The sequence below is a fragment of the Pseudomonas sp. GZD-222 genome, assembly GCF_049310525.1.
Lineage (GTDB): Bacteria > Pseudomonadota > Gammaproteobacteria > Pseudomonadales > Pseudomonadaceae > Aquipseudomonas.
Genome location: NZ_JBMOWO010000079.1, coordinates 12,494 through 28,039, shown reverse-complemented (window position 1 = coordinate 28,039; position 15,546 = coordinate 12,494). Strand labels below are relative to the sequence as shown.

Sequence of the window (15,546 nt, the reverse complement as noted above, 5' to 3'; positions counted from 1 at the left end):
GATTTTCTTATAGCGCAAAACTATTTCAAATTCTGTACGAACTGTGGGAGCGAGCTTGCCCCGCGATCTAAGCGACATGGTGTAACAGAAATACCGCAACCTCAGAAATTACGGCCGCTACGCGCCCGATCGCGGGGCAAGCCTGCTCCCACAGGGTAATTTCCTTCAATACCCGCGCCAGCGAAGCCAGCAGACTGGGTTCACCTTTACTACAGGATGAACACTAATGAGTCTGACCCTGTCCATGGCGGCCTTCGCGCTGGCCGCTTCCATCTCTCCCGGTCCGGTCAACATCGTTGCCCTGGGCAGCGGCGCCCGCCATGGCTTGCGTGCCAGCCTGCGGCATGTCACCGGCGCAACCCTGGGTTTCAGCCTGCTGCTGGTGCTGATCGGTCTTGGGCTGCACGAACTGCTGCGTTACTGGCCGGCCATGACCCAGGTGCTGCATGCCGGCGGCGTGGCATTTTTGCTGTACATGGCCTGGAAGCTGGCCAGCGACCGCGGCGAGTTGACCACCAGTAGCGCCCCTGCAGCCCCCTCGATGCTCGCCGGGGCAACCCTGCAGTGGCTCAATCCCAAGGCCTGGCTGGCCTGCGTGGCCGGTGTCGGCGCCTACGTCGGTGAAGGCGAAACCGCCCTGCTCTGGCAGTTCACCGGCATCTACTTTGTCATCTGTTACCTGTCTATCGCCAGCTGGGCCTGGGCTGGCAGCGTCATCAGCCAGTACCTGGGCAACCCCCAACGGGTACGCGTGTTCAACCGTGTATTGGCGGCGCTACTGGTGGCCAGCGCGGCGTACTTGCTAGTGGGCTGAGCGATAGTGCCCCGGCGTTGCCGCCAGTTGACGCTTGAACGCCCGTTGCAGGTGCGCCTGGTCGGCAAACCCCGCTTCCAGAGCCACCTCGGCAATCAACCCGCCACGGCGCAGGCGCGCCCGGGCATATTGCACCCGTTGGTCGATCAGGTAGCCGTGCGGGGTCAGACCAAAGTGCTGTTTGAATGCGCGGATCAGGTACGAGGTCGACAGTCCGGCTGCTTCGCCAATGTCCTGCAGACGCAGGGGCTGGGTGCAGTGCTCACGGATAAAGGCCGCGGCGGCCAACAAGCGCGGATTGACCTGAGGCGTAACCGGGTTTGTGCAGGGCAATTGCTGGATCAGCTCACTGAAAAAAATACGCAATGCGGCGTGCTTGCTGACGATGCTGAACTGCTCATCCAGCAGCAAGGCATGCATCTGGCAGAGACTCTGATACAGCGCCTGCGACTGGCTGCTGAGCACTTCGAACGGCTGAAATCCCAAGGCCTGCATCCAGGGCAGATCGACATACAGCATCAGATAGGACCAGGGTTCACCCTCGATCGGGTTGCAGGTGTGCACCACGCCCGGGTTCATCAACACCACGGTACCCGCCGTGACTTGCTGATGATGATCGCCACTCACATAGGTGCTACGGCCGCCGGTAATTGCGCCAATTGAGAAATTCTCGTGGGCATGCGGCGCATAGCAGACTTTGCGCCCGTCATCGACGCTGCGCGCCTCGATGAAAGGCAGCGCCGGGTCACGCCAGAATCGAGAGTGACTGCTCATGGACATCAGTCCTCAGCATCATGTACCACCACCAGCAATTGCGCCTGCACATCCCCTAACGAGCGCAGCCGATGCGGCGTCTGCGCATTGAAGTACAAGGCATCACCACGTTCAAGAATCACCCGTTCATTCATGAAGTCCACTTCCACCTGGCCCTCGTGCACAAACAGAAACTCCTCGCCCAGGTGCTCTTTGAAGGTTGAATCGCTGAAATCAGAGGGTGGACTGATAATGAACGGCAGCAGGCTGCGGCTGCCGATATGGTTGGCCAGCACCGCATAGCCCGGCCCCTGGGCGCTGCCGGAAAGGGCCTGGCGTTCACCGCGGCGTACCAGGCTGAAACGCGCCTGGCCGGATGAATCCTCGGCAAACAGCTCTTCGACATTGACACTCAGCGCCCGCGCCAGCTTCAGCGCGGCGGCAATCGACGGCGTGTTCAGGCCACGCTCGACCTTGGACAGATAACTCTTGGTCATGCCGGATTTTTCGGCCAACACTTCCAGGGTGATCCCCAGTTTTTTTCTCAGCAATTTCAATCGGATAGACATGTGGTGCAATTTTCCCAGTGCCACGGGCAAGCTTTTTCTTGCTAATGACACATTGTGTCATTTATCCTTTTTTGTGTCATTTGCTTAACCGCCCCTTCACCTTCCAAGTAACCGGGGCGGGCCAGCCTGACATTTCTCTACACCATCGAGGATATCCCCATGGCCAAGACTCTGGCACTGCCCAAGGACCAACTGATCAAGCAGGCCCTTACACAGATGCAAGGCTCGCTTGCCGATAATACGTGGACTGCACGGGAAAAGCTGGCCCTGACCTGTCGAATTCTTTTCGACAACGGTCACGACTCGGGCCTGGCCGGGCAAATCAGCACCCGCGGACCACAACCTGGCACCTTCTACACCCAACAACTGGGACTGGGTTTCGACGAAATCACCGCCAGCAACCTGTTGCTGGTCAATGAGGACCTTGAGGTGCTCGAAGGCCAGGGCATGCCCAACCCGGCCAACCGTTTCCACAGCTGGGTGTACCGGGCACGCCCGGATGTGAACTGCATCATTCACACCCACCCTACCCACGTCGCCGCCCTGTCGATGCTTGAAGTGCCGCTGCAGGTTTCGCACATGGACCTGTGCCCGCTGTATGAGGACTGTGCCTTTCTCGAAGCCTGGCCCGGTGTGCCGGTGGGCAACGAAGAAGGCGAAATCATCAGCGCCGCGCTGGGCGACAAACGCGCCATCCTCCTCTCTCACCACGGTCAGCTGTCTACCGGCGCGAGCATCGAGGAAGCCTGTGTCATCGCCCAGTTGATCGAGCGTGCGGCCAAGCTGCAGCTGCTGGCCATGGCCGCGGGTGAGGTGAAACCGATCGAGCCGGCCTTGGGCCGCGAAGCCCACGACTGGATCTCCCGCCCCAAACGCCACAGCGCAGCCTTCAACTACTATGCGCGGCAGTGCCTGCGGGTGCATGCCGACTGCCTGAGCTGATTGTTCGTCCCTTTGCCTTACTTGCGGAGTACGTTCCATGACCACCCAATTCCACGGCATCATCGGCTACACCATTACCCCCTTCAGCAGCGACGGCCAGCAACTTGACCTGCCTGCCCTGGGCCTGTCCATCGACCGCCTGATCGCCAGTGGCGTGCATGCCATTGCCCCGCTGGGCAGCACTGGTGAGGGCGCCTACCTGAGCGATCGGGAGTGGGACCAGGCCACCGAATTCAGCCTGGCGCACATTGCTGGCCGGGTGCCGACTATCGTCAGTGTCTCGGACCTGACCACAGCCGGCGCCATCCGCCGTGCGCGCTTTGCCCAGGCCCACGGCGCCGACGCGGTAATGGTGTTGCCAACGGCTTACTGGAAGCTCAGCGAAGCGGAAATCTTCGAGCACTACCGGGCGATCGGCGCCAGCATCGACCTGCCGATCATGCTCTACAACAACCCGGCCACCAGCGGTACCGACATGTCGGTGGAGTTGATCCTGCGCATTGTCCGCGAAGTGGAGAATGTGACCATGGTCAAGGAGAGCACCGGCGACATCCAGCGCATGCACAAGCTGCAACTGCTCGGTGAGGGCAAGGTGCCTTTCTACAACGGTTGCAACCCGTTGGCCCTGGAAGCGTTCATCGCCGGTGCCAGCGGTTGGTGCACCGCGGCGGCGAACCTGATTCCGGAGCTCAACCAGCAGCTGTACAAAGCCGTGGTGGCCAACGACCTGAAGACTGCCAAGGCGGTGTTCTACCGTCAGTTGCCCTTGCTGGACTTCATCCTAAAGGCAGGCCTGCCGGCGACGGTCAAAGCTGGCCTGGCCATCAATGGACTGCCTGTGGGTGAACCACGTCGGCCTGTATTCGCCCTGAATCAGGCCGGACAAGATCACCTGCGCTCATTGCTCAAGGAGCTGCTAGCGCCGGGTAGCCATGCGTAACCGATAACTGCCCGGGCTTTCACCTGTCCACTTCTTGAACGCTCGGTGGAACGCGCTGGGTTCCTGGAACCCAGTGCGCTCGGCGATCTCGGCGATACTCATGTCGGTTTCGCGCAAGCACTCGAAGGCCGTAGCCCTACGGACTTCGTCCTTGATCTGCTGGAACGAGCGGCCTTCGCGCTCCAGTTGCCGGCGGAAACTGCTGGCGCTAAGGCCCTGGCGCTTGGCCATGGCCACCAGTGTCGGCCACTGGCCCTGATCACGCTCACGCAGGTAACGGTAGACCTGGGCCACCTGGCCATTCTGATTGCGATAGCGAATCACCAGCCACTGCGGCGCGCTACGCAGAAACGTCTTCAGCCCCGCCAGGTCCTGGATCACCGGCAGGCGCAGGTAGTCGGCGGCAAACTCGATTTCACTCACCCCCGCGCCCAATTGCAGATTGGGGCCCCAAAGCAATGGATCGTCGTCCTGCGCCGGACGCAGGTCCGACAGTGCAGTGCGATCGATCACCAGGCGCTGACCGCCCAGCCAGCACAACAGGCTGATCACCAACGCCAGAAAGGTCTCGTCGGCATACACCCGGGTCAGCGGATCGTCGATACGCGACTGTACGCTGATCACCGCCCGTGCGCCTTTGATCGACAAGCTGGCACGCACATCACGCAAGAACAGACCAAAATAGCCCAGGCACTGGCGCAGGGCTTTTTCCAGGGTCGGTTCCTGGATCAGGCCACGACAGATCAGGGCAAAGCTGCCGATCGGCATGCCATGGCTGTCGAGGTTGAAGAATTCATCGTCCAGGGCCTGGATCAGGATCAGCCAGAGCCGGGTAAAGGCGCTGGCCGAGACCCGTACACCGGGCGTATCGAGCACCGCCGGATCGATACCCGCCTCGCGCAACAACGCCTGCGCCCGCTGCGGCTGGTCGCGCAGGGCGTGCAACATGCTATGGACGAAGTAAACCGCGACTGTATCGTTTTCCCGCATGGCGGATTCCGCAAGGTATGGCAAAAAATACCAGCTTCAGTGAACAGTTATGGCATAGGCCCGGCGAAAGGCTTTGCCTAGACTCGATGACTACCTGAACCTGGCCAGGCGTGCATTCTGTCAGAGCCTGCCACCGCCCCGCCATGCTTTCGCATACTGGAGTCGATCATGAATACCCCGGAAATCTACGTAATCAGCGCCGTCCGTTCGGCCATCGGCACATTTGGTGGTTCCCTCAAGGACTTGCCTCTGGCGGATCTGGCCACTGCGGTGACCCGCGCCGCCATCGAGCGCGCCGGTGTGCAGCCTGAGCAGATTGGCCACATGGTCATGGGCAACGTGATTCCCACCGAAGCCCGTGATGCCTACCTGTCCCGCGTAGCCGCGATGAATGCCGGTATTCCAAAGGAAACCCCAGCGTTCAACGTCAACCGCCTGTGCGGATCGGGCCTGCAGGCCATTGTTTCTGCTGCCCAGAGCCTGCTGCTGGGTGATGCCGAGGTGGTTGTCGCCGCCGGTGCCGAATCCATGAGCCGTGGCCCGTACCTGCTGCCTCAGGCCCGCTGGGGTGCGCGCATGGGCGATCTGCAAGGCGTGGACTATATGCTCGGCGCCCTGCATGACCCGTTCGCCGGTTTCCACATGGGCATCACTGCCGAAAACGTTGCCGAGCGCAATGGCATCACCCGCCAGATGCAGGATGAACTGGCCCTGGTCAGCCAGCAACGCGCTGCCCGCGCCATTGCCGAAGGCCGTTTCGACAGCCAGATCGTGCCAATCGATATCCCCGGCCGCAAAGGCACCGTACGTTTTGAAGTCGACGAGCACGTGCGTGGCAGCGTCACCGCCGAACAACTGGGCGGCATGAAAGCCGCGTTCAAGAAAGACGGCACCGTCACTGCCGGCAACGCCAGCGGCCTGAACGACGGCGCCGGCGCGCTGGTGCTGGCCACCGGCGACTTCGTCAAGCGCCATGGTCTCAAGCCGCTGGCTCGCCTGGTGGCCTACGCCCATGCTGGCGTCGAGCCTGAGCTGATGGGCCTGGGCCCGGTCCCGGCGACCCGCAAGGCGCTGGCCAAAGCCGGTCTGGAAGTCGCTGACCTGGACGTCATCGAATCCAACGAAGCCTTTGCCGCCCAAGCGTGCGCTGTGGCCGCGGAACTGGGCTTCGACCCTGAGAAGGTCAACCCTAACGGTTCGGGCATTTCCCTCGGCCACCCGGTGGGCGCGACCGGCGCGATCATCGCCACCAAGGCCATCCATGAACTGCAGCGCATTGAAGGCCGCTACGCGCTGGCCACCATGTGCATCGGTGGCGGCCAAGGCATCGCTGTTGTCTTCGAACGCGTCTGACTCAAGGAGCTTTGCCGGTGAGTATTGAAAACATTGCGGTCATTGGCGCTGGCACCATGGGCAACGGTATTGCCCAGGTGTGCGCGGTGGCCGGTTACCAGGTGACCCTGATCGATGTGTCCGACGCCGCGCTGGAGCGCGGCCTGGCCACCTTGCGCAAGAACCTGGAGCGCCAGGTCAGCAAGCAGACCCTGGCCGCTGCAGACGCCGAAGCGGCAGTGGCGCGTATCCGCACCACCACCGATTACGCCCTGCTGCAGCAGGCGCAACTGGTGATCGAGGCGGCGACGGAAAACCTTGAGCTCAAACTGCGCATCCTCCAGCAGATCGCCGCCAGCGTCAGTCCCGAATGCGTGATTGCCACCAACACTTCGTCGCTGTCGATCACCCAGCTGGGGGCGGCGGTCAGCCATCCTCAGCGCTTCATCGGCGTGCACTTCTTCAACCCGGTGCCGATGATGGCCCTGGTCGAGATCATTCGCGGTCTGCAAACCAATGATGCGACCTACGCCACGGCCCTGGCCCTGACCGAGCAGGTTGGCAAGTCGCCGATCAGTGCCGGCAACCGCCCGGGTTTTGTGGTCAATCGCATCCTGGTGCCGATGATCAATGAAGCGATCTTCGTGCTGCAGGAAGGCCTGGCCAGCGCCGAGGATATCGACACCGGCATGCGCCTTGGCTGCAACCAGCCGATCGGCCCGCTGGCCCTGGGCGACCTGATCGGCCTGGATACCCTGCTGGCGATCATGGAGGCCTTCCACGAAGGCTACAACGACAGCAAGTACCGTCCTGCCCCCCTGCTCAAGGAAATGGTTGCCGCCGGCTACCTGGGTCGCAAGAGCGGTCGTGGATTCTTCACCTACTGAGGAGCAAACCGATGGACGCCGCTTTGCGCTGTACGAATTTCGAAGAGCGGCGTGACAGGGCCCTGACGCTCTTCGCCGAGAAGGGTTTTGGTCAGGTCAGCATGCGTGAACTGGCCAGCCACCTGGGTTTGACTGCTGGGTCGTTGTATCACCACTTCCCCAGCAAGCAGGACCTGCTGTACGACCTGATCGAAGAGTTGTACGAAGAGTTGCTGGCTACCCTCAACCAGGGGCGGCGCGCACATCAGCAAACCCTCACTGAAGTGATCGCCGCACACTGGGCGCTGCATGCCGAGCGCCCCTTGCAGTTCCGCCTGGCCGAACGTGACCAGTGCTGCCTGAGCCCCGACCAGCAGGCGCGCATCGGGCAACTGCGCCAGCAGTACGAAGCCGCCCTGCTGCGCATGATCGTGCCCAAGGCGACCTTGCGTGGCCAGGCGCTGGTGGCTACCGCCCATGTGATCGCCAACCTGCTCAACAGTGTGCCCAGCTGGCTACAGGCGTCGCAGCTGCCACAGGCCCAGAGTCTGGCCTTGATGGAAAGCATGGTACTGGGCGGGATCGAGCGGACCTTGCGCGGTGAAAGCCTTAGCTCGATGGTATGAACATTTATGCGTTGGGATAAACACTGCGTTGTCCACTTTCATGGGGGCGATTGATGTACTTCGAATCGATCCCTTCCCTGGGTGTGCCCTGCGTGGACCAATGGCTGGACAGATGAATATAACGCCCGCACAGCAGTGTCTCGTCCTCCTCGCTCAACGCCAGCGCCGGCGTTGAGCCTGATACATAGGCCATCAACTTGGCCGCGATTGGCTGCAAGGACGCCGGTAGCGCCATGCGTTGCTCATCCAGCGCCTCGAAAGGCACACTGTGATCGACACCCAGCCTGTGCATGATACGCATATAAACCAGCGCCAGATCACCCACCATCTCGCGCTTGCCGCGTACAAATGCGGTAACACGCTTTTCTGCAGCAGTATCCCGTTTTGCTGGCTGATAAACTTCCGCCAGGCAGCACAGTTCGACCTCAAGGTTCAGTTGCTGCCAGGTTTTCTGGTTGCGAAGAAATTGCGCCTGGGTCTGTAGATAGGCCCGACTTTTTTCATTCGCCCGATTGTGCGCTTCGATGCTGGAGACCGGGCGAGTCAGCACCAGATGCTCCCAGGCATGAGGTAAGTAACCGCCGCCCACATCAGAGTGGGCACCGGGCACAACGCTATCGTCCTCACACTGCGTCAGCGGAAAGTTCTTGCGGTGTTCGTCCCGAGCGACCAGGTGCACGATCTTCTTGGCAGCCGTCTGCGGTAACTTCATTTCGATACCGCCGTAATCGGCGTTCGCCGGACTGAAGTTGCCATTGAACACGGAAACCACTGCCGCAACGGAGTCGAACAGACCGATGAAGTTGATCGCCAGGGATGACGACGACTGCCAGTCAAAGCCCTCCGCCAGCAGCGAAGCTGGCCAGCGCTGCGCCAGAAGACTGGCCGCACCTCTGCCAATGTCGTTGGCAAAATGTCGGGCCGCCGCGGCCCCCCGACTGAAACCGAAGATATCCAGCTCGACCTGCTGAATCCGCACCCCCGGATTTATCTGCGACCACCGCGCCAATTGCTCAAGGATGGCCGCAGGTACCTGTTGCACCCGGGTAATGACGCCAGAGGCGTATCGGCCGGTCAGTTTGCTGAGATCCGAGTCCTTTTTGCCCGCTTGGGTGCCGATACCCTCGGCATATACTTTCAGGCTCACGCGTTTCTGATCGTCTTGTAGCCGTTCAGCGGCCTGATCCCGATACAGTTCATACAGCTTGGCAATGTTGCTTTTAGCAGTGCCATAACTGTCGGCCGGGACACTCCCCTGGCCGTTATAACCGTAGCTTGCGCATTGTTTGCGCAGCGCTGGAGAGCTGGCCAGCTTGACGGGATCCATACAGTCAGCTGCGGCTTCGCTGTTACTGAGATTATTGCCCGTGCCGTCAAAGAAAACCCCAACGTGAAGCGTGACGCTCGAACGCCGACTGTTGGCCTGTGAACTACCAACGTCTCCCTGATCCACGATAAAAGACATGTGCCTACTCCCTGTGGTTATTGACCTGGGAGCCATCACACCTTCAAACGGGGAGGCAGAAAATCAGCAGTCGGTTTCCGATTGCGTAAGAACCGTCCAGGCGAACGCCTGCAAAATCGCTACTGTCGGGAAGTATCCGCTGCCAATGCCTCGGTTAATGGCAGACGCAACGTAAAGGTCGCGCCATGCCCCTCGATACTCTCTACTTCAATGCTGCCACCATGGGCCAGAACAATCTGTTCCGAGATGTACAACCCCAGCCCCAGCCCAGCAGCACCCTGGTTCGAGTCCACCCGCTCGAACTGCTGAAAAATACGTTGCTGATTTTGTGCGCTGATGCCGATGCCCTGGTCACGCACCTCGATACACGCCGACTGTTGCTGTTCGAAGGCACGCACTTGCACGGGGTGTTTTGCCCCGTAACGCAGCGCATTGGTCAACAGGTTGGCAACCACCTGTTCGATGCGAAACTCATCCCAGACCCCGATCAACGACGCCTCGACCTTGAACTCGATGGTTGAATGCGCTGCCGCGGCCTGGGCGGCGAAGTTTTCGATCAGGCCACCCACCAGCCGCGTCAGGTCGAACTGGCTCGGCCGGATCGACAGCTTGCCGGTGCGGATCCGCGACACATCGAGCATGTCTTCGATCAGGCGGATCAAGCTGTTGATCTGGCGCTCGTCGCGGTCGACCATGGCGCGCATCTTGTCCAGGGTAAACGCGTCGGCATTGTCCCGGGCCAGGTGCAACTTGCGCAGTTGGGTTTCCAGGATCAGGCCATTGAGTGGCGTGCGCAGCTCATGGGAGACAATAGACATGAAATCGTCGCGCATGCGTACGGCGTGCTCCAGCTCAGTGCGGGTGACCTGCAGCTGCGCAAGCAGTTGCTCCTGCTCGGCACGGCTGCGCTCAAGTGCTTCCAACTGCTGGCCGAGGGCCTTGCGCTGACGAAACAGATCGACGAACACCGCGACTTTGCTTTTCACCGCCTGGTTGTCCAACGGCTTGTGCAAGAAGTCCACGGCCCCGCTTTCATACCCTTTGAAGGCATAGTTCATCTCACGCCCGGCGGCGCTGACAAAGACAATCGGGATGTTTTTGGTCTTTTCCGTTCCGCGCATCAGCTCGGCCAGTTCGAAGCCGTTCATGCCCGGCATCTGTACATCCAGAATGGCCAGGGCGAACTCATGTTCAAGCAGCAGCGACAACGCCTGGTCGGCGGAGTGGGCCTGATGGACGTCACGGTCGCTGCCCTTGACCAGGGCCTCCAGTGCCAGCAAATTTTCTGGCAGGTCGTCGACGATCAGCACCTTGGCTTGGATGTGGCTTAGCATTCGGAAAGTTCCAGCGTGGCGAGCATTTGCCCGATGCCGCAGAGCGGCAATATGTAGTCAGGTCGGTGCAGGGCTATCGCTGCGTTGGGCATGGTGGCGACATGTGCTTCGCGCGGCTCCTGGACAATAGTATGACCGCCCGCCTGCTTGATACAGACAAGGCCACGGGCGCCATCTTCGTTGGCACCGGTCAGCAGTACACCGACCAGCGCTGGTCCGTAGGCATCAGCGGCCGACTCGAACAGGATATCGATCGAAGGGCGGGAGAAGTGCACCCGCTCCTCCTGGCTCAAGGAGAAACTGCGGTCCAGCTCCACCGACAGGTGATACCCGGGGCCGGCGAAATAGATCATGCCCGGCGCCACTGTCTGTTTGTCCTGCGCTTCACACACCGGACGCCCGAGCCTGCGCTTGAACACTTGCGCGAGCTGGCTGTGTCGGTTATCGGGCAAATGCAGCACGCACACAATCGGGATCCGGAAATCCAACGGCAAGGCATGGAACAGGCTGAGCAAGGCACTGACCCCACCGGCCGAGGCCCCGACTGTGATCGCCTGAATGCCGTTCATGATTTACGGTAGATCCGTTCGGGTTTGACCAAGGCCTGGAACTGATCAGCATAGGCGGAAAAATCCAGGGTTTCCTTGCTGCCCAGCACCAGAAAACCGCGGTGACATAGCGACTCGTGGAACAGCCCGAACGCACGATCCTGCAAGGTCTTGTTGAAATAGATCAGCACATTGCGACAGGAGATCAACTGAGTTTCGGAGAACACGCTGTCAGTCGCCAGGCTGTGGTCGGCGAACGTCACGTTGTCACGCAGGCTGCTGTCGAGGATGGCATTGCCGTAGGCGCAGGTGTAGTACTCGCTGAAGTCCCGGCGGCCACCGGCTTTATGGTAGTTGTGTTCATACTCGCGCATGCTCTGCATCGAGTAGATACCTTGCTTGGCCTTCTCCAGGGAGCTGGGATTGATATCGGTGGCATAGATGATAGTGCGATCGAGCAGGCCTTCTTCGCGCAGCAGGATCGCCATCGAATAGACTTCCTCACCGGTACTGCAACCGGCGATCCAGACCTTCAGCGACGGCCAGGTACGCAGTAGCGGCACTACCTCCTGGCGTAGCGCGAGGAAATGCTCCGGGTCACGAAACATCTCGCTGACCGGAATGGTCAGGAACTGCAGCAACTGCATGAACATGCCCGGATCGTGCAGCACCCGCTCCTGCAGCGCAGACACCGTCTTGCACTCGAACTGGCGCAAGGCATGCTGAATCCGGCGTTTGATCGAGGCGCCGGAATAATCGCGAAAGTCATAGCTGTACTTGAGGTAGATGGCCTCGATCAGCAGCCGTATCTCGATGTCGGTGTTACGTTCAATACTCAAATTCGCTCCAGTTGCGGCAGCCAGACACGGATCAGCGAGAACAGGCGGTCAAGGTCAATGGGCTTGGCCAGGTAGTCATTGGCGCCTGCCTCCAGGCAACGATGCTGGTCATCCTTCATGGCCTTGGCGGTCACGGCGATGATCGGCAGCTTGCGCCAACGCGGCTGCTGGCGGATCAGCCGCGTGGCTTCGTAGCCATCCATCTCCGGCATCATCACGTCCATCAGCACCAGATCGACATCCGGGTTTTGTTCCAGCCGCTCGATGGCCTCGCGTCCATTGCGGGCGATTTCGACAATCGCCCCCTTGTGTTCCAGGGCGCTGGTCAGGGCGAAAATGTTCCGCACATCGTCGTCCACCAACAGCAGTTTTCGCCCTTCAAAGACTTTGTCGCGGCTGCGCGCAGTCTTGAGCATGCGCTGACGTTCATGGGACAGCGTCGATTCGACTTTGTGCAAAAACAGCGTCACTTCATCGAGCAGGCGCTCCGGCGAGCGCGCGCCCTTGATGATGATCGAGCGCGAGTACTTGAGCAGGTCGGCTTCTTCATCACGGGTCAGGTTGCGCCCGGTATAGACGATCACCGGCGGGAAGGCGCGGATGTCTTCGGCCGACATGCGCTTGAGCAATTCGTTGCCGAGCATGTCCGGCAACTTCAGGTCGATGATCATGCAGTCGTAAATATTCTCGCGCAGCAGGTCCAGGGCCTCCTGGGCCATGCCGACCGCGGTGATCTCGATGTCATCGTCGCCGATCAGCCGGGCGATACTCTCGCGCTGCAGGTCATCGTCTTCGACCAGGAGGATATGCTTGAGCTTCTGCGTCAGCTTGGCTTCCAGGCGGGCGAATACCGCTTTGAGTTCCTCGCGGCTGGCCGGTTTGACCGCATAGCCAACGGCACCCATATGCATGGCGGCTTCCACCCGGTCTTCAACGGAAATGATATGCACCGGAATATGGCGGGTGCTGGCCTGCTCCTTGAGCCGTTGCAACACGGTCAGACCGGAGTGATCCGGCAGGCGCATGTCCAGCAGGATAGCGTCGGGAATGAACCCGGCGGCCAGTTCGAAACCTTCGTCGGCGGCCTGGGCGACCAGGCAGCTGTAACCCAGCTCATGGGCAAGGTCAAAGAGAATACGGGCGAAATTCGGCTCATCCTCGATCACCAGAATGCAGCGGTTGCTGAACGGCGCCAGCTCGCGGTCATCCGCAAACGGCGGCTTATTACGCGCAACCACTACGGCGCTGACCGCTGCTTGGGGCTCAGGCTCCAGCGATGCATGGGGTTGATTGATCACTACCGCCGGCGCCTGATTGATGATCGGCTCGTAGCGCTCCGGCAGGATCAGGCTGAACACGCTGCCCTTGCCAACGCTGCTGTCCACCGTGATCTGACCACCCAGCAACTGTGCCAGGTCGCGGGAAATCGACAAGCCAAGGCCAGTGCCGCCATAGCGTCGGTTGGTGGTGCCATCAGCTTGGTGGAAGGCTTCGAAGACACTCTGTTGCTGGTCGGCAGCGATGCCAATGCCGCTGTCGCGCACGGCGAAGACGATGCCGATACCCGGCTGGCAGCCAACCGTCAGGCTCACCTGCCCGGCCTCGGTGAACTTCACCGCATTGGACAGCAGATTCTTGAGAATCTGCTCCAGACGCTGGCGGTCGGTGTACAGGGTAGCGGGCACCTGGGGTTCGATGACCACGCTGAAGTTCAGCTGCTTGTCGTTGGCCAACGGCTCGAACAGGGCTTGCAGGCCTTCGGTCAAGCGCGCCACCTGAGTGGTCTCCGGGCGTACTTCTAGCTTGCCGGCCTCGACCTTGGCGATGTCGAGAATGTCGTTGATCAGGTTGAGCAGATCGTTGCCTGCCGAGTAGATCGACTCGGCAAACTTGACCTGGTCTTCGCTGAGGTTTTCCTGGGCATTCTCGGCCAACAATTTGGCCAGAATCAGCGAACTGTTGAGCGGCGTGCGCAACTCATGGGACATGTTGGCAAGGAATTCGGACTTGTACTTGCTGGAACGCTGCAGCGCTTCGGCGCGCGCCTCCAGTTCCAGCTGGGCCTGGTTCAACTCGCCATTCTTGCGGTCCAGCGCATCGCGCTGCTCAGCCAGGGCCTCGGTGCGTTCGGCCAACTGCTCGTTGGTCTGCTCAAGCTCCGCCTGCTGGGTTTCAAGGTGGGCCTGGGATTCTTTGAGTACCCGCGACTGCTCCTCCAACTCTTCGTTAGCGGTTTTCAGTTCTTCCTGTTGCACTTGCAGCTCTTCGTTAAGCTGCTGGGTTTCGGCCAGCACTTCCTGCAGGCGCTGGCGGTAGCGCGCGCTCTCGATGGAAGTGCCAAGGTTGTCAGCAATAAGCTCGAGGAGCTCGATGTCACGGTCAGTCAACGGCCGCAAAAAGCCAAGTTCGACTACACCGTTGATCTGCCCGTCGTTACTGGCCGGCATCACCAGCACGCTGCGCGGCAACCCTTCGCCCAGGCCGGAGCTGACCTTGAAGTAATCCTCGGGCACATCGTCAAGACGCAACAGGCGACCCTGGGTGACTGCCTGAGCGAGGATACCTTCGTGCGTGCCGACCACTTGCTCGCGGGCTTGCTGTTCGGCGGAGAAACCGTACGTCGCGACCCGCCGCAGGCCACCATGCTCGTCTCGCACATAGAGCGCCGCCACTACACTGCCGAGGTAGCCGGCGAAAAAGCGCAGGATATTGTTGCCCAGCATGGGCAAGGTCAGCTGGCCAAGCACCGCTTCGGCCAGTTTCGTCTGGCCGGTACGTAACCAGGCCTGCTGTTCCAGGCGCTGGGTCGAGCGCTGCTGGGTTTGCAGGCTGCTGGTGTAGCTCGCTGACAGCGCCAACAGGTCACGTCGGCCCAGAAAGGCCAGCAGTGCACTGAGCAGGATGATGAAGACCAGGTAGACAGAAATCGCCACCACGGTGAGGGTGCTGACTTGTTCGCTGCGGGCGACGCGCAGCTGCTGCTCCATGCCGATAAAGGCGTCGAACTCCTTGCGGATTTCATCAGTGATACGCTTGCCGCGGCCGCTGCGAATCGGCTCGCTATAGTCCGCTACCTGGCGGCGCAGGCTGATCATCTCGCCGGCAAAGGTATTCCAGTTTTGCTGCAGCGCTTTTATCCGGTCCAGCCGGTCCACTTGCTGCGGGTTGTCCCGCACCAGTTGCTGCAAGTCCCTGAGCGCCGACAACACTTGTGGCTTGGCCACCTCATAGGGGTCTAGAAAACGTTCCTCTCCGGTGATGAGAAAACCGCGCATGCCGGTTTCCATATCGATGGACAGTTTGATCGTTTCATTGGCGTTGTTGATCACCCGATCGGTGTGCTGCAACCACTGGATAGCCGACAGCAGATAACTGATCATCGCCACGAACACCACGGCGCTGAGCAGACCGACCCCCAGAGGCAGGCCGATGTTACGGCTCAGCAACTTGCGAAAGCTTTGCTGATCTATCGAGGCTGGTTGAATCATCTCAAAAGGTCCGAGCAAGTGGATCAAACGAAAGAGTGTG

Annotated in this window: 14 protein-coding genes; 6 read left to right on the top strand and 8 right to left on the bottom strand. The window is 60.5% G+C overall.

Annotation, left to right across the window (positions count from 1 at the left end):
• Positions 1 to 226 precede the first annotated feature (226 nt).
• Positions 227 to 814 (top strand): LysE family translocator, encoded by a 588-nt coding sequence (locus ACO6VD_RS15565; RefSeq protein WP_422420297.1) that lies wholly within the window; start codon positions 227 to 229, stop codon positions 812 to 814.
• Here the strand turns inward: ACO6VD_RS15565 and ACO6VD_RS15560 are convergent.
• Positions 803 to 1,588, bottom strand: a complete 786-nt coding sequence (locus ACO6VD_RS15560) for a helix-turn-helix domain-containing protein (RefSeq protein ID WP_422420296.1) — start codon at positions 1,586 to 1,588, stop codon at positions 803 to 805. The two genes, ACO6VD_RS15565 and ACO6VD_RS15560, sit on opposite strands and share 12 nt — an antisense overlap.
• 5 nt (positions 1,589 to 1,593) lie before the next feature.
• Positions 1,594 to 2,136 carry a helix-turn-helix domain-containing protein gene (locus tag ACO6VD_RS15555; protein ID WP_422420295.1) on the bottom strand — a complete coding sequence of 181 codons (543 nt, stop codon included), beginning with the start codon at positions 2,134 to 2,136 and terminating at the stop codon, positions 1,594 to 1,596.
• A gap of 159 nt (positions 2,137 to 2,295) precedes the next feature.
• Between ACO6VD_RS15555 and ACO6VD_RS15550 the strand changes: the two genes are divergently transcribed.
• On the top strand, positions 2,296 to 3,078 hold the full coding sequence (locus tag ACO6VD_RS15550; protein ID WP_422420293.1) for an aldolase: 783 nt from the start codon (positions 2,296 to 2,298) through the stop codon (positions 3,076 to 3,078).
• Positions 3,079 to 3,115: 37 nt separating this feature from the next.
• Positions 3,116 to 4,018: a dihydrodipicolinate synthase family protein gene (locus tag ACO6VD_RS15545; RefSeq protein WP_422420291.1), complete on the top strand. Its 903-nt coding sequence runs from the start codon at positions 3,116 to 3,118 to the stop codon at positions 4,016 to 4,018.
• Here the strand turns inward: ACO6VD_RS15545 and ACO6VD_RS15540 are convergent.
• Positions 3,995 to 5,008: an AraC family transcriptional regulator gene (locus tag ACO6VD_RS15540; RefSeq protein WP_422420289.1), complete on the bottom strand. Its 1,014-nt coding sequence runs from the start codon at positions 5,006 to 5,008 to the stop codon at positions 3,995 to 3,997. The two genes, ACO6VD_RS15545 and ACO6VD_RS15540, sit on opposite strands and share 24 nt — an antisense overlap.
• A gap of 168 nt (positions 5,009 to 5,176) precedes the next feature.
• Between ACO6VD_RS15540 and ACO6VD_RS15535 the strand changes: the two genes are divergently transcribed.
• From ACO6VD_RS15535 to ACO6VD_RS15525, 3 genes are read left to right on the top strand one after another with little or no spacing between them, the layout of a single operon-like run.
• On the top strand, positions 5,177 to 6,361 hold the full coding sequence (locus ACO6VD_RS15535) for an acetyl-CoA C-acyltransferase family protein (protein WP_422420288.1): 1,185 nt from the start codon (positions 5,177 to 5,179) through the stop codon (positions 6,359 to 6,361).
• A 17-nt stretch (positions 6,362 to 6,378) separates the two neighbouring features.
• On the top strand, positions 6,379 to 7,227 hold the full coding sequence (locus ACO6VD_RS15530; protein WP_422420286.1) for a 3-hydroxybutyryl-CoA dehydrogenase: 849 nt from the start codon (positions 6,379 to 6,381) through the stop codon (positions 7,225 to 7,227).
• A gap of 11 nt (positions 7,228 to 7,238) precedes the next feature.
• Positions 7,239 to 7,832: a TetR/AcrR family transcriptional regulator gene (locus ACO6VD_RS15525; protein ID WP_422420284.1), complete on the top strand. Its 594-nt coding sequence runs from the start codon at positions 7,239 to 7,241 to the stop codon at positions 7,830 to 7,832.
• Positions 7,833 to 7,836: 4 nt separating this feature from the next.
• On the opposite strand, the gene ACO6VD_RS15520 is transcribed toward ACO6VD_RS15525, so the two are convergent.
• From ACO6VD_RS15520 to ACO6VD_RS15500, 5 genes are all read right to left on the bottom strand, one after another.
• Positions 7,837 to 9,297: a phospholipase effector Tle1 domain-containing protein gene (locus tag ACO6VD_RS15520; RefSeq protein ID WP_422420282.1), complete on the bottom strand. Its 1,461-nt coding sequence runs from the start codon at positions 9,295 to 9,297 to the stop codon at positions 7,837 to 7,839.
• A 119-nt stretch (positions 9,298 to 9,416) separates the two neighbouring features.
• Complete coding sequence (locus ACO6VD_RS15515; protein ID WP_422420281.1) at positions 9,417 to 10,631, bottom strand: hybrid sensor histidine kinase/response regulator; 1,215 nt, start codon at positions 10,629 to 10,631, stop codon at positions 9,417 to 9,419.
• A complete protein-coding gene (locus tag ACO6VD_RS15510; protein ID WP_422420280.1) occupies positions 10,625 to 11,200 on the bottom strand; it encodes a chemotaxis protein CheB in 576 nt (191 codons plus the stop codon). The genes ACO6VD_RS15515 and ACO6VD_RS15510 overlap by 7 nt, the downstream gene beginning before the upstream one ends.
• The gene (locus tag ACO6VD_RS15505) at positions 11,197 to 12,018 is read right to left on the bottom strand and encodes a CheR family methyltransferase (protein WP_422420279.1); all 822 of its coding nucleotides are present in this window, start codon (positions 12,016 to 12,018) and stop codon (positions 11,197 to 11,199) included. Before ACO6VD_RS15505 ends, ACO6VD_RS15510 begins: the two co-directional genes overlap by 4 nt.
• Complete coding sequence (locus tag ACO6VD_RS15500; protein WP_422420277.1) at positions 12,015 to 15,506, bottom strand: response regulator; 3,492 nt, start codon at positions 15,504 to 15,506, stop codon at positions 12,015 to 12,017. The genes ACO6VD_RS15505 and ACO6VD_RS15500 overlap by 4 nt, the downstream gene beginning before the upstream one ends.
• Positions 15,507 to 15,546 lie beyond the last annotated feature (40 nt).